Origin of the sequence: Anaerohalosphaera lusitana (assembly GCF_002007645.1) — a bacterium.
Lineage (GTDB): Bacteria > Planctomycetota > Phycisphaerae > Sedimentisphaerales > Anaerohalosphaeraceae > Anaerohalosphaera > Anaerohalosphaera lusitana.
Map to the genome: position 1 here is coordinate 2,515,997 of NZ_CP019791.1, position 19,796 is coordinate 2,535,792.

The following is a 19,796-nucleotide window of genomic DNA, read 5'->3' on the forward strand; positions in this document are numbered from 1 at the left end:
CGGTGGATATGTTCCTGTATCTTCTTACGCCGATGCGTTTGTTATTTTCGTCCGGACATCATGAAAAATGAGATCGCCATAAGTTGGAAGACCATGCCGTAGAGTACGGCGGTCTGCACGGCCTGGCCGGACTTGGTTGAGTCCATCAGGAACCACAGGCTTACAAGGAGGCAGAACAGAACGAGGCCCTGGGCGATGCCGGCTACGACCTTGAGGATTGAAAACTCGTCGTAGAGGTCCGATCGTCCGTCTTTTTTGAGCAGGGAAACGATCTCTTCGAACATTTTGGTTACGGACTCGTCCTCCTTTGGTCGCTGCACTTTGGTCTCCTCGGATTTTTGAGTTTTGGGGGCTGTGTCCTGCTGGGCAGATTCGGTCTGTTTAGGTTTTGCCGTCCGCAGGGGGGTTACAGGTTGGCTGCGCGTTCCGGTTTGTTGTTGAGTCTTTTGTGTTTTTGTCGTACTCTCCTGCTGTTGGGTGTTTTGGGATCGTTCTGCCGTCTGGGGTTTGGTTTCGGGACGGCTTTTCTGGCCATGAGCGTCGACCATGCGGATGATGTTGGCGGCCTCCTTGATGTTGACAGCTTCGCGGTCTGGCAGCACGTCATCGGGTCCGGGTATCTTGCGTTTTGCCGGTGAGTTGATCAGTATCGTCTTGCAGCCGACGGACTTGCCTGCTGCGATGTCGCGGAACGAGTCGCCGACCATCCATGAGCGAGAGAGGTCTATATCGAGGTCCTTCGCTGCATGCTGGAGCATTCCGGGGTTTGGTTTTCGGAGGTCACTTTCTTTGCGGTAATGATCGATCACGCCTTCGGGGTGATAGGGGCAGTAGTAGATACCGTCAACATAGGCGTTTTCTTTTGCGAGCAGTTCACGCAGACGATGATGGATCTCCTGGAGGACCTCTTCGGTGACCAGGCCCCGGGCGACGCCGGACTGGTTGGTGATTATGACAATGCGATAGCCCATCTGCCGGAGCTGGACGAGTGCTTCGCCCGCGCCGGGCAATAACTCCACCTGATCGGGATGGTTCATGTATCCCGGATCATTTACGATGGTATCATCTCTATCAAGAAAAACAGCCTTTTGGCCCATTTTAAAAACTCCTCGGTATGCTAGTCGCGGTCGTTGCCGTCAAGTTCTTTCATTTTGTTGATCGTGGATGTACTGCTCTTTCCGTCCACCAGCGGGGCCAGGACAACCTTGCCGCCATTGCTCTCCACGAATTCCCGTCCGACAACGCCTTTTTCTGCCCAGTCCTCGCCTTTGACCAGAATGTCGGGGCCGACCTGTTTTATCAGCGCCAGCGGGTCAGGCTCATCAAAAATGGTGATGTAATCAACGCTTGCAAGTCCCGCCAGCACGGCCGCCCGGTCGTGCTGATTGTTGATCGGCCGTTCAGGTCCTTTGAGTTCTCGTACGGACCTGTCGCTGTTGAGACCGACAACGAGGATATCTCCCTGCTGCTTGCAGAAGCCGAGATACTCGATGTGGCCGCGATGTATGACATCGAAGCAGCCGTTTGTGAATACAATTGATTCGCCCTGGTGTCGATGGAAACTGAGCTCTTTTTGCAGGCTCTCTACAGTGTGTATCTTGCCTGTCTTGTGCTTGTTGTTGGCTATGATCTCGTTGACGATCTCATCGATCGAAACGGTTGCCACGCCGAACTTTTCTACCTCGATGCCGCCTGCGATGTTCGACAGATGGACCGCTGTTTCGTAATCGCATCCACCCGCCAGGCTTGCAGCCAGCATGGCGAGCACCATATCTCCCGCGCCTGTTACGTCGTAGACAGTTCTTGGCACCGTTGGGATGTGTCCCGTGTGAACTGGTGATCGCAGATACGCGCCTTCTTTGTCGAGCGTGATAACGACCGCTTCAAGATCCAGCTTGCTGGTCAGCATCTGGGCAGCTCGTGCGGCGTCGTCGATGGTATTTATGTCAAACCCGACAGCCGCGGACGCTTCGTATCTGTTCGGCGTCATGGCGGAGGCGCCTTTGAACTTATCGTAATTTTTGTCCATCGGCGGATCGACCAGTACGCGTTTGCCGGCCTTGCGTGCCAGTTCTATCGCCTTGCGGCAGAATTGCTCGCTTAAAACTCCCTTCCTGTAATCCTGCAGGCAAACAACGTCCGCCTCTGCTAGTCGGCTTTCGAACACCTCCAGAAGGCGTTGGGAATCGGCCCGGGTCAGAGGCTCGGTGTTTTCCTCATCCACGCGCAAAAGCTGCTGTCTGTGCCTGTGCTGTGCAAGACCGACCATCCGAAGCTTGTTTATGGTAGGGCGGTCAGTAGCCTCGATCAGGCCTGCAGGGTCGGCGCCCTGTTTTTCCAGCAGGTCCTTGAGCAGCTTACCATTGCTGTCCTTGCCGACTACGCCCAGACATGTTGTTTTCGCACCGAGTACCGCCAGGTCGGCCGCGACGGAAGCAGCTCCGCCGCAGGAATGCTCACGATCGACTACCTTCAAGACCGGGACGGGTGCTTCGGGGCTTATGCGAAGAGCATCGCCGTAGATGTAGCTGTCGAGTATGAAGTCACCGACGAGCAAGACCCTGGGCGTGCCGAGATTGGTTACGGCTTTTATAAGTTTTTTATACATTGTCCTTTTCCCGCATTTGCTGACTTTGGCCCTCTTTCACGGTCCTTCGTAAAAGACTTTCAACTTTATCCTGGCCCTCGATGAAATCGAGTTCGAGCGCCAGATATGCGAAATCCATGTCTTCGCGGGGCTTCATTAGCAGTGAAGCCTTGACCCAGTCCTTCAGGGTTGTGAGCACCAGATCAGCACCGCAGTATTTGGCCTCTTCGTAAATGTGCTTGAGGTCCTCTTTTTCGTACTCGTAATGATCGTTGAAAACTTTTCGTCCTACAACCGAAAAGCCGACCGCTTCGAGGTGGTCGACAAATGCACACGGATTGCCGATGCCGCAGAATGCAAATATCTTTCGCTCCTTGAGTCCGTCGAAATCGATTATTTTGCCGCCGAACTTTTTGGCGTAGGGATACTTGTTTATGGCTTTGGCGACCGGGACATCGCCTGCGATGCTGCGGACCTTATGGATGATGTCATTGACCGCCTGGTCCTCAATCTGATCGCTGCGTGTGATTACGACCAGATCCGCCCGCCTGAGATTTTTTATGGGCTCCCTCAGCAACCCGGCTGGCAGCATGTGCCCATATCCGAAGGGGCATGTGGCGTCGAGAACGACGATGTCCAGGTCGCGCCGGAGCTTGCGATGCTGAAAACCGTCATCCATTACCAGCGATTTGACGCGGTAATCCTCAACGACCATTTTCGCTCCCTCGGTTCGGTCCGGATTGATCACGATCTTTGCATCCGGACAGGATTTTGCGATGATGGCCGGCTCATCGGTGAACTTGCCCTGCTTGGCTTTGTAGCCGCGGGTGAGTACGCCGCATGAAAATTTATTTGCTCCGAGCCACTTGCAGATCCAGATCACCAAAGGCGTTTTGCCGGTTCCTCCCGCGGTTAGGTTTCCCACGCTAATGACAGGGACCTCGGCCCGGTTGCTCGTGAACAGGCCCTTGTTATAGCAGAAATTGCGTACCGAGATCGCAAGTCTGTAAAGACCCGAAAGCAGCCGCAGAAAAAGGTACGCAAGTTTGCCGACGAGACCTCTTTTACCGCCTATGAAATTGCGAAAAGCGTTCTGATTCAACTATTTAACCGCCTGAAACGACTTTAAATGGTAATTAAAAAGGAATGAGCCATGATCGCTCAAGGCGGTAATATTACGTCAGATGCACCATAAATGCAAGTAAATGCTCGCCAAAGCCCCACACAAAAACAAGGTGAATGGTCATGTTTTGCACAGCAGATTCGCGATTAGTTTAAATCACTGTTAAAAAGGGACTTAGTAGGGGTTTTGCTATTTGCTGGGGTCGTGTCTTTTCCCTGAAATTCGTGTCAAATAACTGGGTAGATCATGGCAGATTATGCTCGCATGCCCGGTTTTGCGGCCCGGAGGCTTCCGATCGGCTTGCAGTTTGCCTGTTTCATCACCGCTGCCAGCCGAGTGGCCTGGCCCGCGTTTTCGGAAAATATAATGCCCCAGTCGGCCAGTCGGGCAATCGGGTGCCGCAGGGGGCTCTGATCGAGCCTTGGAGCGTATATGACCGTTATGCCGTAGCGTTTTCTGGCCTTTCTTATCAGCTTTGTGAGAAGGGCGGCGATGTCGCCGACAAAATACTCTGCGGGCCAGATGAAGACATCGTCAAGGCACGTTTTTAACGGCTTGACTTTACGGTCGCGTTTTACCGTGAGATCGAATGCACTGGTCAGCGGATTTCTGACCACGTCCATGTCCACGAGAAGACATTTGACATTCGAGCATGCCATTCCGATCGCCGCATTTACAGCCATTGTGCTCGGCAGGGCGTCGACGCTGCCTCCCGCAAAGAGAACGACCGAGCCGTCTTTGTGTACGCTCAGAATCCTCTCAGTAAGATAAGAATACTCCTGAGCGTTCGCCCACAGGTTCGATCCGATGTTGGTCTGGCTGCCTCCGATCACCTTACTGCTGCGCCTCCTCAGTTGCGATTATATCCTGTCCACATCGCATCCTTTGCATTATCTTTGCACATCCTGCGAATATCGCGTTCGACAATGTCGGCGATTATTTTTTGCTGCATTGGGCTCAATGAGCTCTTCTCGCGCACAATTGCCAGAACGGGTGCGCTGGTTTGTCTTTTCATTCTCGGCGCGGGGATATCTTTTTGCGGCTGGGGTGCTTCTCGTGCAGGGCGTTGGGGTTTGCCCTGGCTTTTGTGCGGCCAGCCGGTGGTGTCCTTCTTTGTTCGAGCGATCACGTCTCCCAGTGTGCCGCGGCCTTTATTTGTACTGGCGGGCCTTCGCGACGTTGGGGCAATTCTCTTTGCACCAGCTTTCTTTCGCTGTTCGGCCAGTATTTGCTCAGCGAGGTTGAATTTCGGAACCGTGCGTTGAGTATCTGGGGTCGATTTACGCATCTGCTGTTGATCAGTGGCCGTTTTATCGTCCGTAGTGACGCTGTCCTGTTTGTCAGCATTGCTCAGCGTGCTTTCGGCAGTCGCAACATCGCCTTCAGCAGTTTCAGCGGAGTCTGACGGGATGTCTGCAATTGCTTCCCTGGATGATTTATCAGCGTCATCTGATTTTTGATCATCATCGGTGTCGGCAAAACCAAGCGAACGCAGCTCCTTCTCCAGGGCTGCAACGTCTTCATCAATACCGCTGCTCGCTGACTGTGAATTATCCTTGTGCTCATTTCCGAAAGCGGCCCTGAGATCGGCTTCTTCGTGCTCGGCTTCGTTTTCAATTGTGAGCTGTTTTTCCTCGACGCTGGATGTGTTTTCGTCTGTGCTGTCCGTGTCGGCTTTCTCGGGCTGAATCTCTGGTGTTGAGTTTGCAGGTGTGTAGTCGGAATCCGGCGAATCGTTCTGATCAAATTCGGCCGAAGGTTTTTTGTTCTGCTCATCCGAGTCTTCCCATTTCGCGTCGATCACTCCGCTGTCGTGGCGGATGTCTTCGAAACTGCGAATGCCCTTCTTTTTGGCTGGCTTGTCGTCAGTATCCGGTTCGTCAACGTCGGGACGTTTTGCTTTTCGGCCGGCCTTCATGGCACGGATCATTTCACGCGCCTTCGCGATATCGGCTCTGCTTTGAGCGATGTCACGATCTTCTGCATTCTTTCTATCACCCCGAGAATCCATCTTTCACCCTCAAATATTCTGTCCAATACAGTTTTCACTAAAAATTATTCTGCGACCGGAGGCGTTAGCACATACTGCGTAAACTCGCTGAGCGAGTGCTCCGCCAGCAGCGCGTCGATGTCCTGAAGCGTAACACCACGGATCGCCTCGACGTCGTCGGCAAGGCTGCGATATTCCTGCAGGTACATCCAGTTGAAGCCGAGGCCCACGAGTCTGCCCATCGGCTGTTCGCTGCGAATCGCCATGCTGCTGAGCAGTTTATTGCGGGCCTTGTCCAGTTCGGCCTGTGTGACGCCGTCGCGGTGGACCTCGGCAAGCACATCGCGAATGATATCGAGCACTTTGTTCACGTTCGCCTTGTCGCACTGAACATAGCTGTAGTAGACGCCCACGCCGTCCATCGAGTCGAGATGTACAACGGCGGTTTCGGCCAGGGCGTTGTCAACGAGCCGCCAGAAATACCGCGAGCCGGTCGTGTCACCGATGATGGTTCCAAGCAGCGATGCGGCAAATCGTTTTTCGTCCTGCATGCTGACGGCCGGGCTCATGAGGCATATGTGTGCACGCATGAGGTTTTCGTTTTCTTCGACACGGCATTCGCCGGTGCCGGAGAACCATGTCGGTTCGCGGCCCGCGTTCGAGGGCTGCCAGTGGCCGCACTTTTGGGCGACCAGATCAGCGACTGCGTCGAAGTCGATGTTGCCGCAGACAGAGACGACCATGTTGTCCGGTGCGTATCGTCTCGCGAAGTATTCCCGCATCTGTTCGGCGGTCATTGCGTCGATGCTTTCGTTTGTTCCGAGCACGCTGTGTCCGCAGGGATGTACGCCGAAATGCAGCTCGCGGCACTTGTCGACGACGTCGAACTGCGGCATGTCTTTGTACATCGCGATCTCTTCTTTGATCACGTTCTTTTCCATCTCGAAATCGTCGTCCCGCAGGCTCGGTCTCATCAGTTGGGACCACAGGTCCGTTACGTCCTGCAGGTATTCCGGGAGAACGGCGGCGTAATAGACCGTGCTTTCTTCGCTGGTGAAGGCGTTGAATTTCGCGCCGAGCCGGTCGAAGGCTTTGTTGACTTCGAGCGCGGAAAGTTTGTCGGTGCCCTTGAACATCATGTGTTCGAGGAAATGGCTGACGCCGTTTATCTGTGCGTTTTCGTCGCGGGAGCCTGTACGTGTGAAGAAGCCTACCGCAGACGATTGTGCCGCGGGATTGACTTCGCCAATTATCGTCAAGCCGTTGTCTAATGTCGTTTTCTTGAATTCCATATATCTCTGCGCCTTAAACCTGCAGCTCTTTCGAACCTATTGTTACGATCGTGAAGTCTTCGAATGCGTTCTCTTTCAAGAATGTTTCGAGCTCCGCCTTGGTGATGTTTTCTATGCCGGCCTTGATCTCTTCTATTTCTCTGACACGTCGCAAGAAGTAGTAATCGCTCGCAACTCCGCCAGCCCGGGAGGATGTCGATTCGCCCTGCATGACCAGCGAGCTCTTCAGTCCGGCCTTGGCGCTGGCCAGCTCTTCGTCATCGATGCCGTTTTCGAGCTTTGCGAATTCTTCCTTGATCACATCCAGCGTTTCCTGTGCCTTGTCGGGCGTGGTGCCTGCATAGCAGTTTACGCCCGCATGTCCCTTCAAGGCATGATACCTCGCGCCGACTGCGTAACACAGGCCGCGTTTTTCGCGTACTTCGGTGAACAAGCGGCTGCTCATTCCGCCGGAGAGCACAGAAACCATCAGCAGAGTTTTGTAGTAGTCCTCGTGGTCGACTGTTACCGCGGGTGTCATCATGCCAAGATGCACCTGGGCGCCTGGGTATTCGATGTGTTCGTATTTCGGGCCTTTTTCGCCTGGGTTGGCTTGTGTTGGGGGCTCGGGTTTGTCGATGCTGAACAGGGCTTCCATTTCGCTGCAAAGCTGGGCGAAGTCGAACTTGCCGGCGACCGCGAAGATCGTTCCTGCAGGGGTTACACGTTCCTGCGCGATCTTGCGAGCCTGATCTGCTGTCAGGGCCTTGAGTTCATCTTCCTTGCCGATAGCTGGTCTGCCGAGCGGATAGGGATAGAATCGCTCTCGGACCGCGAGCATGACCTTTTGTCTGGGGTCGTCGTCCAGTCCGGCGAGGTGGGCCATTGCGAGCTGTTTGGACATTTCGAACTGTTCGCCATCGAGCTTCGGGTTTAATATGATGTCGCCGTACAGCCGCAATGCTTCGATCAGGTTGCTCGATTCGAGTACGCCGCCCAGCGTGAGGTGACTGCTGGAGACGTGTTCGCTGTGGTGGAGGCCGAGGCCTTCGAGGGCGTCGCTCAATTGGCGGCTGTCCATGTCGCCCGCGCCGCGGACCAGCCAGTCGCTAATGACCTCGCCGGCGCCGCATACGCCTTCAGGCAGGAGGGATTCGCCGCAGGGCAGCAGGAACGAAAATGCCGCCGATTCCACCTGATCCATATGCTCGCCGAGAATGACCATCCCGTTTTTCAATACACGTTTTTCAACTTTGCTGCTCATATTCGCCTTCTCATGGTTTTTGTTGTCGACCGGGGTTTACAGGCAAGCTGCTTGATCCGTCAAGCTACCGCTGCGTCGCTTTCGCTGTCCGGTGAGTCAAATCTTACACTTATCTTTTTACTGATTCCCTGCGTCTGCATTGTAATGCCGAAGAGCACATCCGCAATACTCATTGTTCGTTTTGAGTGGGTAATCACGACGAACTGTGACATTTCCTGGAACTCTTTGACGATCAGGTTAAATCGTTCGTTGTTAGCTTCGTCAAGGGCTGCGTCGACCTCATCGAGGATGCAGAAGGGCGAGGGTTTGCTCTTGAATACGGCGAACAGTATCGCCATGGCGGTCATGGTTTTTTCGCCGCCGCTCAGCAGGCTGATGCTTCGCGTTTCTTTTCCGGGGGGCTTGGCCATGATCTCGATGCCGCACTCGAGTATGTCGTCCGGGTCCTCGAGGATGATGTCGGCCTTGCCGCCGCCGAAGAGCTTGCGGAAAACGGTCTGGAAGTTCTTGCGTATGTCCTTGAACGTTTCGCTGAACTTTTCGACGCTTTCCTTGTTGATCTTGGCGATGAGCTGTTCGAGCTGTGTTTTGCTCTGATTGAGGTCCTCGACCTGGCCAGCCAGAAACTCGTATCGTTCTTCAAGCTCCTGCTGTTCTTCGATCGCGTCGACGTTGACGTTGCCCAGTCGGCCGATCTTTTTACGCAGCATCGCGATCTCTTCGCGAACCTCGTCCCAGTTCGTGTCCTCCTGTTCGAAGCCTTCGTATGCTTCTTCGATGTCCATTTCGAGTTCTTCTGCAACTCGCTGGACAAGGTCCTCGTGGCGTACGGACAACTGTGAAAGCTCGAGTTCGATCTGGTGTATCTGCGATTCGAGCTCGGACTGCATCGACCGTTGCTCCCTGATGGACTCTTCGGTCTCGTCCCGCTGCTGTCTCAACTGGCCGATCTTGTCGTGGTACTTCAGGCTGTTCTTCTGGGCGGTCTCTTTGGCGAGGTAGAGTTCGGAGACAGCCGACTCGGCAGAGAGAATATTTCGCTCGGTTTGTCTTACCTGTTCGTCACAGCCGAGCAGGTCGGTCCTTGCACGCTCGATAGACATCCTGCTGTGCTGCAACTGACTCTGCAGGCTGGTTATCCTCTGCTGCAGTGAGCGTCTCTGTTCGGCGATCTGGCCAAGCTCGATACGGAGCTCCGTGAGGAAACTCGACTGAGCCTCCTGCATCTCCTTCTTTTCGCCTAGCTGAGCCTCGAGTTCCTCGATCCTGCTGGACCGCTCGTTATTTATAGTTTCGAGTTCTTCGAGCTTTTCCTTTGAATCGTATTCCTTCTGGACGGATTCTTCGATCTCGCGTTCCAGTGTTTCTATCTCGTTGGTGATCAGGGGCTGTTCGTTCTTTATCCTTTCGATGTTCTGATCCAGTGCCCGGATCTTCGCCTCGGTGTCGACACGCTCGGTATTCGCTTCATATATAGATGTGCGAAGCTCCTTGCAAAGACCTTCAAGGTGGGCGGTCTTCTGGTTGTTCTGCTGAAGTTCGTCTTCCAGGCGACCGATCGCAGTTGAAACCTCGGCCAGATTGCTTTCCAGCTTCTTAAGTCGGCTCTTACGAGAGATAAGTCCGGCCGTCTTGCCCACGGGACCGACATTCACGCATGCGTTGCCGTCGAACAGTTCGCCGTTTTTCGTGACGAACTTGTATCCGGCCCCGAATTCGCCGGCCAGCTCGACTGCTGTGTCCATATTCTCAACGATGATCGTCTTGCCCAGCAACTGCCATGCAAGTCTTGAATAGCTGCCGTCGAAACTGACGAACTCCGAGGCCCGACCGATCACGCCCGGATAGCCGGAAACGTCTTTGCTGTCGTTGAAGGGGGCTATCCTGTCCAGGCAGATAACTTTTACGCGGCTTTCCAGTTTATCTATCGTGTCCTTATCCGCCAGGAACCTGCCTGTGCTGTTGACAACGAGGGCATCCGTGAGCCCTTCCAGGGCCGCCTCGACAGGTCCTGCATACTGGATGTCGGCGGTGACGATGTCGGCCACGATGCCTTCGACGTAATCGTATCTTTCTGCCGAATCCTGCGCCTGTGAAAGTATCGCCTTGACGGATTTGCTGAGGCCCTCGCGTTTCGCCTCCATATCGGCAAGTACGCTGATCTCGCTGTTTATCGCACTGCGTTTTTCTTTCTCGCCTGCGATCATCTCACTCGCTTCGGCCCGGCTAGCATCTATTCGCTCCAGTTCGTTTCGCTTGTTTTCCAGATTGGCCTGCAGCTCTTCCAGGATCGAGTGCGTCTCGTCCAGGCGACTTTTGTATTGAGCACGCTCGGTCAGGAGGTCCTCTAGCTGTGCGCTGGCCTCACTCGCTTTGCCGTTAAGTCTGTTCTTCTGGTCAGCGATCCTCTCTCGGTATGTGCTCATGCTCTGTATTTCGTTGTGCAGATGAGCAGTCCGGCGGACGATGTCGATGATGCCGCTCTTTTCGTCCTGCAGCGTTGCCTCGATCTCAGAACACTCATGGTTTATCTGCGTGATGACGCCCTGCATCTCTTCAAGCTCACCGTTCTTCTGGCCGTAAACATCTTCGGTTTCCCTGAGTTTGCGTTCGCATTCACGCAGATCCGTGCGGTGTTCGCTGGTCTGGCTGTTGAGCCTGTCGATGTCATCGTTGGCATCGAGCTTGCGCTGCTTGAGCTCGTCGATCCTTTCCCGAAGGAACTTGATCCGCTCCATGTGCTGCTCGATCTTGCTTCGTGAGGAAACCAGCGTGTTGTCCCAGTGGCTGATGTGTCCCTCGGTCTCGCTTATGTTTGCGGCAAGCTCACTCAATGCCGCGTCCGCGCTCGAAACGCTGGCGGCAACCTCCCCGTACTGCGAACGGAGCTCGCCGACGGCCGTGTTCTTTTCGTTGGTTTGTGTGATGATCTTGTCGTACTCAGCCAGGCTGTACTTGACGCGGAGTTCTTTCAGGCGTTCGCTGTACTCCAGGTAGTTCCTGGCCTTGCCCGCCTGCATCTTGATACTGCGAAGCTGTTTTTGTACCTCGGCGACGATGTCAGCGAGCCGGAGCAGGTTCTGATCCGTTCGGTCAAGCTTGCGTATCGCTTCTTTTTTCTGAGCCTTGTATTTGCTGATGCCGGCAGCCTCTTCGAATATCACACGCCGGTCCGTTTTGCTGGCGTGCAGAAGCTGATCGATCTGCCCCTGCTCGATGATCGAATATGCGCTTACGCCCACGCCGGTATCCATGAACAGCTCGCGAATGTCCTTGAGCCGACAGGCCTTGCCGTTGATCAGGTACTGACTGTCGCCGCTTTTGTAAAGACGTCTGGTGATCTCAAGCTCGTCGTTGTCGAGCCCCTTGCCGGTCACACCGGAAAAGCTTAGAGCAACCTCCGCCATACCGCTGGGCTTTCTGCTGCTGCACCCGCTGAATATGACGTCGGTCATCTGTCCCGAACGCAAACCCTTGGGGCTCTGGCTGCCGAGCACCCATTTCAGTGCATCGACCACGTTGCTCTTGCCGCACCCGTTGGGTCCGACGATAGCGGTGATGGGCTCCTTAAACTCGAATGTCGTCTTATCCGCAAAGCTCTTGAATCCGTTGAGCACAAGCTTTTCAAGTCTCATCTATTATCCTCCGTGACAATCTTGCCGCGTATAAATTCCGGTATATCTTTTGGGTTAGATTTCAAAATTACTGCCATGAGAAATTAATGGAAGGCACAGGGCTCGCTGTGAATCCGGCATCGACTGCGTCTGTTTCCACCAATTCATTAAGCAGGAACATTATCGTATCGTATTGCACGCCGAGACCCGGCATTGTTAAACTGCCTTCTTTGGTGACAGGCGATTCGCCCAGCGTTCGTACCAGTTCCCTCAGGGTATAATTAGAGTAGACCGGCCCTACGAGCCTGGCTCGTTTTGGGTGTTTACGCATCACGCTGATGCGATCAGAATCCATATCGGAATTGATGATCACAGAGTCATCCAGCGTCTTGACGAATATCTGCTTGCTGCATTCGACGGGCGATCCGAATAGCACTATCCGGGGCAGCTCCGAGCGGTCAACGTATACTGCGTCGGGGCCGCCTGAGATTACTGTATCAAGAAAGAAGTCAGCTCCCACAGCCTTGCGGTTAATGGAAACATCGCCCACGTCGAGTAACTGGTCGTAGGCCGCCATTCTGACATCGAGCGAGGGATCAGCCAGTATTGGTCGTAGTGCTTCCTTTATCTGTCTGACTTTCGCGTTCTGACCGATGCTTCTGATGGCCGCTATGCGGTAATCGCTGTTGGGATTTGCCGCGATATCATTGAGAACGGGATAGCCGCGGTCATCACCTATTGCCAGCACCGTGCTGGCAGCAAAGAATCTCACCGACTCGTCATCACTTCCCATAAGCGGCGCGAGGCGGTTTATCGCCATTGCACCGATCGTCTCAATCGCCACTGCTGTCGCCGCCTTGTTGTCTTCGGTCGCGAGTTGATTGACCAGCCGTTCGATGCGTCTTTTTTCCAGTTCTGGAGTTGAAACGAGGAAACTTTGTTTGACCATCTCAATGAACTTGGCACGCTGGTCAAGATATTCATTAGGGAACTTGAACTGTATTTCAGCGGGCGATTTGGCGTTTGCCGTGTTCGGCCCGAATCTGTTGTTAAGCTGGTTGCGTACAGCGCTTGCGGTAAAATAGTTCGGCTCGATGAGTCCGATGGAAAGCTGCACAGGTCTTTTGACCGTACCGCCGCCCAGCACATAGCCGGTCCGCTCTTCGATATCGTCACTGAGCGTATTCTGGAATATCGGCCCTTCACCCACAGCGATCGTCTTGGCATACTGACCGATACTCTGCACCCGCCTCATTTCCTTGAGGTCGGTAGTATAGAGCCTGCCGCCGGCTAGCGAAGCCGTCTGGGTATTGGGAAGAGCCTCGACCTTTATGTCAAAATGATCCTCACTCATCGCAAGAGGTGGTATTACGCCATAAACTACCACGACGGCGGTATCATTACTGTCAATGAACGCGTTCGCCTCTTCCGTCGAAACGATGCCGGTCTGCTGCTTGAAAAATTTTACCAGCTCACTGCGAAGAGCAGGGGGGCATTCGCTGGAACCACTGCCCGCAAGCCCGGCCACGATGCCGAAGCCTCTTACGCGAACCGCGCCGGACTGATAGATATTAGCCAGCGAACCGATCGTGCGATCGAGTTCCACGGGCTTTTCGAGTGACTCGTCATCCATAACGTAAGTGTCCCCGCATCCGCACGCCAATACGGCGAGAGCAATCAGCAAGGCAGAAAACACGCCCAAACGCGCCGGCAAACCCTTGCATGCAAAGAACTTATCCGTGATCATGGAATACAGTTTTTTCCCCATGGCAAATGGTCCTCTAAATGTGTACTACCCGCCTCAGAAATCACTGATTTATCGAAAAGGCGCCACTCCAGCCAGCGGGCATAAATTCAAACTAAGAGGTTAGACATCTTGGCCCGATAAGTCAAGAATAATATCCACAATACGCCCGCAACTCACCATAAATCACAACATATTGTGTATGGGCCCGCAAAGTAACCGCAGTGCCTGCATTGTTTCCGCATGCATTAGAAAAGGATGTGTAACACAGGAAAGTTGCCAAGTTTGATATAGTAAGGGCGCAACCGACTCTCTTATGTTACATGAAAGGCACGAAAAACTTGTTTCTGTTTTAAATAAGGTTGTATGTAGGCGCAATACTTGGATGCCAAGGTATTGTCACCGTCCTGAATAGCCGGAACCGCGATTAAATCCGCCGCCTTGGTAGTTGCCTCCGTAGCCTCCGTTTCCATAGCCTTGCTGGTTGCTGTATGATCCACCTCGGCCGTTGCGTTGATTGTTGAGGAACATGCCAGAGCCGGCAAGCTCGGCGATGTCGTAGACTTCCAGGTAATGTTTGACGATGTCTGCCTGTTCTGTGGCGACGGTAACGGCTCCTCCGTCGCATACATAGACCAAGCGGGTGTCGTAACTGCTGACGCCCTTGAGGATCAGGTCCAGCGCCTTCTTCATTGGAATAATGCCATTGCCCTCGACGCCGAGGGTGGTTGTCTTGTCGACGAACGCGTTTCTTTCGAGATCACGCCACATGACGATCAGTGGCAGTCCGGACTCTTGAAGTTTATCGAACGCATCCTCCACGGTCATATCTTCTTTAAAAACAGAAAAATCGATCTTTGATTCCAGCAGTGACCTGGCGTCAATTTGCTGTGCATTGTTTGAGGCGGGTTGCGGGTCTTCTTCGCGAGTCCTGCCAGACAAGCGGCCATATTTGCTCCGGTATTGTGCTATTCGTTCATTACGAGCTTTGCGGCGATCGAGCTCGGCTTGTGAAACAGAGGGATCGTCATCAGCCATTGCGTCGTCAATGTGCGAATTCGTATGTGCATACCGGGTGTCAACCTGCTGCTCGGTTGGCGCAAGCGGCACCTCTTTTATCTTGGGAGCAAATACGATGAGAGTGAGCAGAAACCATGTCATAATGACACCTCCGCGTATTATTCAAGTACTGCCGTAACAGTTTCCTTATTTACATTCTACCCTTCAGCAGCGCAAAAGAAAACAAATAAAGCTGGATATGGTGGATTTTGCAGAATGACAGTCGATAAAAACCCGTCTAATCTGTCATTCGTATGGATAATGGGTCCGGAGGCTTCAAACGGCATTTTAAGTCTGGACATGGATCGCTGAGCAGTTAGAATCGTAATAAAAGGAGACCTTAGATTATGAGTGCGCAGATGTTAAACATCCTTGAAAAACCCAATATGAAGAACCCGACTTTGCTGCTTGGATTTTCCGGCTGGATGAACGGCGGCGAGGTTTCCACGGGGACGGTGCAATGGCTTATCGAGGACAGCAGGGCCCGCGAGATCGCTGAGATAAACCCCGAAGGTTTCTACATTTACAACTTTCCGGGCACTATGGAAACCACCACTCTTTTTCGACCCCATACCAGGATAGTGGACGGAGTTGTCGCAGAATATCAGACGCCTGAGAACGTCTTTTATTATGACGACTCAAAAGATCTTGTCCTGTTTTCCGGCAAGGAACCAAATCTCAATTGGGAAGGTTTCGCCGACTGCATTTTCGAGTTCTGTGAAGTGTTCGGCATTGAGCAGATAGTGTTCATCGGAAGCGTGGCTGGGCTGGTTCCGCACACGCGGGACCCGAGCATGTTCTTTTCGGTTTCGGACGAAAATCTGCGTTCTGAGCTCAAGGATCAAGGTTTTAGCATGTCCGAGTACGAAGGGCCGGCCAGCTTTACGACATATCTGGCGGCTGAATGCCCGGCCAGAAACAAGAAAATGGTAAACGTGGTCGCCGCGGTGCCCGCGTATGTGCAGGGGGAGAATCCCAAGTGCATAGAGGCTGTGCTGCGCAATCTTACACGCGTTATGGATGTGAAGATCAACCTGCACGATCTGCGTTTTCTCAGCGACGAATTCGAAAAACGTCTTACGGAGGCGGTCAAGGAAGTGCCGGAGCTTTCGGAAAATATCGGCAAGCTGGAACAGATGTATGACAAGGAAATAATCGATCATGAGATGGGTGACCTGAAACGGTGGCTGGAGAACAGGGGCGTAAGTCTCGATTGACTTTGCGGGGTTAAGAGTGTTGATCCTGGGGAGTGGATGGGCATTGTTTTTGGCAGGGCATAAAGATGCCAAGTAATTCAATCGTCTGAAGCGATTGCTTTTGAATTTGAAATGATACTTTAATGCTGGAGGACACCATGAGTAAGAAAGTTCTGATCGCGATCGCCGACGGAAGTGAAGAGATTGAGGCGGTTACTATTATAGATACGCTGCGCAGGGCCGGTGCGGAGGTGACGGTTGCTGCGACAGGTCATAAAAAGGAGATAAAGGCGTCACGCGGCGTGCAAATGACAGCGGATGTGCTGGTGGATGATGTCAAGGGGGAGCCGTTCGATCTTATCGTTTTACCCGGCGGTATGCCCGGTGCTGAACGGCTGGCAAACAGTGAAGGCCTTAAGGCGATGCTGGATATTCAGGCGAGGGATGGGAAACTGTATGCCGGGATATGTGCAGCGCCTGCGGTTGTCTTGAGTGTACGCGGGCTGCTCAAGGGCAAACGTGCGACGTGTTATCCGGCCTTCGAAAAGCAGATGGATTGTGAGAAATTTGTTGATGAGCCGGTCGTGGTGGACGGCAATTGTGTGACGAGCCAGGGGCCGGGGACGGCTTTGGCATTCTCGGTTGAGCTGGTGAATCAGTTGTTCGGCGGGGACAAGGCGAAAGAGATCGCGGACGCGATGCTCGTTAATAAATAGACCGGTACATACATTTTGATGTGTGAATGCAAGAGCGTGGCTGATGCTGCGTTCTTTTTTTTATACTATCTGGGCAATGATCTGGATATGTGTCGGCAATTGTGAATTACCAGATTTTTTTGATTTTTCTGTCAGGAATTGTTTACCTTTATCGGTATCTGGGTGAAAAGCTAACCAGTTTTGTCTGGAAGTACTACTATTTATTATTTGGCCAGGTTCGTTGATGGGCAATATTCCTGCTGACAATTCAAACGAGAAAATCGGGTCGCCGGAGCGGTTCATCAAGCTCGTCTACAGGGACCAGAGGCGCATTTTTGCGTTTATATTGACTTTGGTGCCCAATTATTCGGATGCCGAGGATGTGATGCAGGATTGTTTGGGGGTTATGTGGCGAAAGTTTGGTGATTTTGAGCCTGGGACCGATTTTGCGGCCTGGGGGATGAAGGTTGCACACTATCTGGTCATGGATTACAGGCGCAAGAAGGCTAAAAAAACGATTCAGTTTAATGACAAGCTTTTCAGGGATGTTGCGGAAAAGGCGGCTGAGAACAGCAGGCAGACGGACAAGCGCGTTGAGGCGCTTCGAAACTGCATCAAGAGACTGCGGGAGCGGGAGCGAAAGCTGGTCAATCTCAGATATTTCCATGGAGTGCGGCCGCAGGAGATCGCAAAGAAGCTCGGGTTAAGTCTCAACAGCGTTTACAAATCTTTGTCAAGGACTAACAGCAAGCTGCTTGCCTGTGTTGAGATGAAAATGGGGGGCGGAAAATGACAGAGGCCACTAAACGCAGAATTGAATATTTGACAACAGCGTCGCTTGAAGGAACGATCAGCGATTCGCAGAGAGCTGAACTGTACAGTATTCTTGAACAGGACAGCGACTGTGTCGACTATTATGTCAAGTACGTTGGAATTGCGTCTTCGCTTGTAAAATGTGAGCCCTACAGTCAGACGATTGAAGCCATCCGTAATGACGATTCGGCAGTGCTTGATGCGGAAGCATGGATGGCGCTTGCTGAAACGGAACGGACCGCGGAGGCAGTGGAGGTCCGAGCTGATAAGGATCGGGACGTACTTAATGAGGCCCAGAGACACTCTGGCGCCAGGCCGACAAAGCAGAAGACGCGTATATCGCGACTACTGCTGGCGATAACTGTTGTTTCCAGCATCGTGCTGATAATGATCCTTTCGCTGCCGGTCATCGCACCGCAGGGAGAGCCAGTTGCGATCCTCGCGGAGACAATGGACTCTGTGTGGGATGGTGATAGAAAGCCTGAAGTAGGCGATGTGCTAAGGCAGGGTGAGTTTACGCTTCGCGGGGGTTATGCACGTATTCTGATGGACAGCGGTGCGGAGCTTGTGCTTCGGGGCAGTGTGGACCTTTTGCTTGAGGGAGATAACGCTGTTGCCCTTGAGAATGGCAAGGTTTTCAGCAGGGTGCCGAAAAGGGCGCAGGGGTTTGCAGTCATTACGCCTGAGGCTGCGATCGTCGATTATGGAACTGAGTTCGGCGTTTCGTTTGAGCCTTCGGAAGGTACGGCTGCTCATGTTTTTAAAGGTCAGGTGGGTGTGAGTTCTAAGCAGTCCGGGGCTCAGTCTGAGCAGCGGCTCTTTGCCAATCAGGCGGCCCGTGTGGAGCGTTCGGGCAGGGTAAGAACAACTGAATTCAGGCCAGAGATTTTCGCGCAGGACGTTCCCACCATGTATGAGCTGGCTGTACTTCGCGATCAGCCGCAGGGGTATTGGCAGATGAATGATGATGATACTGAAAGTGCCAACAATACGGCATTAGTGGATTGTCCGGCCAAATACGTTGGAGAGGTTGATTTCACCAGCGGTCCGGAGCTGGGCAACGGTGTAGTGCGTTCGGCGGTACAGTTGTCGGGTAAGGGGTATATGTATGTGCCGAACCTGGACCGATTGCGACAGACAAGCAGTACGTGGTCGGCCACAATGTGGGTAAGGCCCGAGATAAGCGGGGCGGATGACGTAAGCGGCGGGAGTGATGACAAGAGATATTTCATTCTGAGCGGTGAAGGACGGTATGGTTACCTGGTAGCTAATGTGGAAGGTGATCTGAGCCATTTCTACTATTCTACAGAATTTGGCGAGTGGGGAAGGCAGGATGTGGAAGGTGTCTTCAGCAAGGGCGAATGGCATCATATAGGTTTGACAGTGGATAGAGACGGCAACAAGCGGATATACGTGGACGGCAGGCTTGTTTCAGGTGAGATCGTGGCTGAGGACCAGGAGAGGTTAGAAAGGAATGCAGGCGGTCAAGATTTGACATGCGAGGAGCTTTATATTGGTTCAGTGTTTGATGAGGGCAAGGCATTTATGCGAGGGGAGCGAGACGAAGATTTTGTGGGGAGTGTTGCTGAAGTTGCGATCTATGATCATGCGTTAAGTGTCGAGGCGATAGAGTCGCAGTATTCTGCGTCACGGCTTAGTAAGAAGTAGAAGTGTTTTTCTAATTTTTTGTATGGAGGTTAGTATGATGAAAGCAAGAGTAATTTTGTCGATGGTGGTTGTTGCGCTCGTCGCGCAGGTCAGTTTTGGCGGTCTGGTCGGTCAGTGGACCTTTGATGATCCGCAGAATCCGGGCGGGACAATTTATGGTGATCCAGTTTTCAGTTCAGGCGATATGATACTGGACGGTGATGACGGTCTGAATACCGGTATTAATGGTGTCGCAGGTGCGGGGGCTCGTACGATCTCTGCATGGGTCAAGGTCGATGACGGTAATTACGGCGGATCTATCATTAGTTATGGTGACCATAGTGCAACCGGTCTGGGGACGCGTTTTACTTTCAAGATCAACAACGATTCCGGCGTACTGAGATGTGAGATTGCAGGCGGATTTTCTATCGGTACGACATCCGTGACTGACGGCCAGTGGCATCATGTTGCGCTAACGACTGCTGAGGGTGATGGCGACACCGCTAACGTAAAGTTCTACATAGACGGTCAACAGGATGCTGTTGCTGATTACGGAAACGCAAATCCAATTGACAGTGACGCTGCTGAGATGAGCATTGGTTACAGCAAGGCGTTCTATGACCTTGGCTGGGCAGGTGCAATGGAACTGATCGGCGGACTGGATGACGTTCGGGTTTATGACGAGCAACTCAGTTCCAGTGAGGTTGCAGCACTGGTTCCGGAACCTGCAACGATGTCACTGTTGGCAATTGGTGCATTTGGTCTTATTTCTTCCAGAAAACGAAAGTAGTTT

15 protein-coding genes are annotated in these 19,796 nt (G+C 53.0%); 5 read left to right on the plus strand and 10 right to left on the minus strand.

Features of this window, described 5'->3' with window-relative positions; all coding sequences use genetic code 11:
- Positions 1 to 41: 41 nt before the first annotated feature.
- The 10 genes from STSP2_RS10220 to STSP2_RS10265 form a co-directional block, all read right to left on the minus strand.
- On the minus strand, positions 42 to 1,097 hold the full coding sequence (locus STSP2_RS10220) for an HAD-IIIA family hydrolase (protein ID WP_146662368.1): 1,056 nt from the start codon (positions 1,095 to 1,097) through the stop codon (positions 42 to 44).
- A gap of 20 nt (positions 1,098 to 1,117) precedes the next feature.
- On the minus strand, positions 1,118 to 2,608 hold the full coding sequence (gene rfaE2 / locus STSP2_RS10225; protein ID WP_146662370.1) for a D-glycero-beta-D-manno-heptose 1-phosphate adenylyltransferase: 1,491 nt from the start codon (positions 2,606 to 2,608) through the stop codon (positions 1,118 to 1,120).
- Positions 2,601 to 3,689, minus strand: a complete 1,089-nt coding sequence (gene lpxK, locus STSP2_RS10230; protein ID WP_146662372.1) for a tetraacyldisaccharide 4'-kinase — start codon at positions 3,687 to 3,689, stop codon at positions 2,601 to 2,603. Before lpxK ends, rfaE2 begins: the two co-directional genes overlap by 8 nt.
- 275 nt (positions 3,690 to 3,964) lie before the next feature.
- A complete protein-coding gene (locus STSP2_RS10235; protein WP_146662374.1) occupies positions 3,965 to 4,543 on the minus strand; it encodes a P-loop NTPase family protein in 579 nt (192 codons plus the stop codon).
- Between the two features lie 17 nt (positions 4,544 to 4,560).
- Positions 4,561 to 5,721, minus strand: a complete 1,161-nt coding sequence (locus tag STSP2_RS10240; protein ID WP_146662376.1) for a hypothetical protein — start codon at positions 5,719 to 5,721, stop codon at positions 4,561 to 4,563.
- Positions 5,722 to 5,765: 44 nt separating this feature from the next.
- Positions 5,766 to 6,992 (minus strand): M16 family metallopeptidase, encoded by a 1,227-nt coding sequence (locus STSP2_RS10245; RefSeq protein ID WP_146662378.1) that lies wholly within the window; start codon positions 6,990 to 6,992, stop codon positions 5,766 to 5,768.
- A gap of 13 nt (positions 6,993 to 7,005) precedes the next feature.
- The gene (locus STSP2_RS10250; RefSeq protein WP_146662380.1) at positions 7,006 to 8,235 is read right to left on the minus strand and encodes a M16 family metallopeptidase; all 1,230 of its coding nucleotides are present in this window, start codon (positions 8,233 to 8,235) and stop codon (positions 7,006 to 7,008) included.
- A gap of 59 nt (positions 8,236 to 8,294) precedes the next feature.
- A complete protein-coding gene (gene smc, locus STSP2_RS10255; protein ID WP_146662382.1) occupies positions 8,295 to 11,870 on the minus strand; it encodes a chromosome segregation protein SMC in 3,576 nt (1,191 codons plus the stop codon).
- A 67-nt stretch (positions 11,871 to 11,937) separates the two neighbouring features.
- Positions 11,938 to 13,617 carry a flagellar basal body P-ring protein FlgI gene (locus STSP2_RS10260; protein ID WP_146662384.1) on the minus strand — a complete coding sequence of 560 codons (1,680 nt, stop codon included), beginning with the start codon at positions 13,615 to 13,617 and terminating at the stop codon, positions 11,938 to 11,940.
- A gap of 375 nt (positions 13,618 to 13,992) precedes the next feature.
- Positions 13,993 to 14,754: a hypothetical protein gene (locus STSP2_RS10265; RefSeq protein WP_146662386.1), complete on the minus strand. Its 762-nt coding sequence runs from the start codon at positions 14,752 to 14,754 to the stop codon at positions 13,993 to 13,995.
- A 245-nt stretch (positions 14,755 to 14,999) separates the two neighbouring features.
- Here STSP2_RS10265 and STSP2_RS10270 point away from each other — a divergent pair, with 245 nt between their 5' ends.
- The 5 genes from STSP2_RS10270 to STSP2_RS10290 all read left to right on the plus strand — a co-directional run bounded on the left by STSP2_RS10270 (position 15,000) and on the right by STSP2_RS10290 (position 19,793).
- Positions 15,000 to 15,869 (plus strand): proteasome assembly chaperone family protein, encoded by an 870-nt coding sequence (locus STSP2_RS10270; protein ID WP_146662388.1) that lies wholly within the window; start codon positions 15,000 to 15,002, stop codon positions 15,867 to 15,869.
- Between the two features lie 137 nt (positions 15,870 to 16,006).
- Positions 16,007 to 16,564, plus strand: coding sequence for a DJ-1 family glyoxalase III (locus STSP2_RS10275; RefSeq protein WP_146662390.1), 558 nt, complete (start codon positions 16,007 to 16,009; stop codon positions 16,562 to 16,564).
- 223 nt (positions 16,565 to 16,787) lie between these two features.
- Positions 16,788 to 17,336 (plus strand): sigma-70 family RNA polymerase sigma factor, encoded by a 549-nt coding sequence (locus tag STSP2_RS10280; protein WP_146662392.1) that lies wholly within the window; start codon positions 16,788 to 16,790, stop codon positions 17,334 to 17,336.
- Positions 17,333 to 19,024, plus strand: coding sequence for a LamG-like jellyroll fold domain-containing protein (locus STSP2_RS10285; protein ID WP_146662394.1), 1,692 nt, complete (start codon positions 17,333 to 17,335; stop codon positions 19,022 to 19,024). Before STSP2_RS10280 ends, STSP2_RS10285 begins: the two co-directional genes overlap by 4 nt.
- A gap of 34 nt (positions 19,025 to 19,058) precedes the next feature.
- The gene (locus tag STSP2_RS10290) at positions 19,059 to 19,793 is read left to right on the plus strand and encodes a LamG-like jellyroll fold domain-containing protein (protein WP_169853132.1); all 735 of its coding nucleotides are present in this window, start codon (positions 19,059 to 19,061) and stop codon (positions 19,791 to 19,793) included.
- Positions 19,794 to 19,796: the final 3 nt, after the last annotated feature.

What these genes read in the sequence shown, in the direction of transcription:
- STSP2_RS10220 (WP_146662368.1), bottom strand. Translation starts at nt 1,097, where the DNA reads ATGGGCCAAAAGGCTGTTTTTCTTGATAGAGATGATACCATCGTAAAT.
- rfaE2 (WP_146662370.1), bottom strand. Translation starts at nt 2,608, where the DNA reads ATGTATAAAAAACTTATAAAAGCCGTAACCAATCTCGGCACGCCCAGG.
- STSP2_RS10240 (WP_146662376.1), bottom strand. Translation starts at nt 5,721, where the DNA reads ATGGATTCTCGGGGTGATAGAAAGAATGCAGAAGATCGTGACATCGCT.
- STSP2_RS10245 (WP_146662378.1), bottom strand. Translation starts at nt 6,992, where the DNA reads ATGGAATTCAAGAAAACGACATTAGACAACGGCTTGACGATAATTGGC.
- STSP2_RS10250 (WP_146662380.1), bottom strand. Translation starts at nt 8,235, where the DNA reads ATGAGCAGCAAAGTTGAAAAACGTGTATTGAAAAACGGGATGGTCATT.
- smc (WP_146662382.1), bottom strand. Translation starts at nt 11,870, where the DNA reads ATGAGACTTGAAAAGCTTGTGCTCAACGGATTCAAGAGCTTTGCGGAT.
- STSP2_RS10260 (WP_146662384.1), bottom strand. Translation starts at nt 13,617, where the DNA reads ATGGGGAAAAAACTGTATTCCATGATCACGGATAAGTTCTTTGCATGC.
- STSP2_RS10265 (WP_146662386.1), bottom strand. Translation starts at nt 14,754, where the DNA reads ATGACATGGTTTCTGCTCACTCTCATCGTATTTGCTCCCAAGATAAAA.
- STSP2_RS10270 (WP_146662388.1), top strand. Translation starts at nt 15,000, where the DNA reads ATGAGTGCGCAGATGTTAAACATCCTTGAAAAACCCAATATGAAGAAC.
- STSP2_RS10275 (WP_146662390.1), top strand. Translation starts at nt 16,007, where the DNA reads ATGAGTAAGAAAGTTCTGATCGCGATCGCCGACGGAAGTGAAGAGATT.
- STSP2_RS10280 (WP_146662392.1), top strand. Translation starts at nt 16,788, where the DNA reads ATGGGCAATATTCCTGCTGACAATTCAAACGAGAAAATCGGGTCGCCG.
- STSP2_RS10285 (WP_146662394.1), top strand. Translation starts at nt 17,333, where the DNA reads ATGACAGAGGCCACTAAACGCAGAATTGAATATTTGACAACAGCGTCG.
- STSP2_RS10290 (WP_169853132.1), top strand. Translation starts at nt 19,059, where the DNA reads ATGATGAAAGCAAGAGTAATTTTGTCGATGGTGGTTGTTGCGCTCGTC.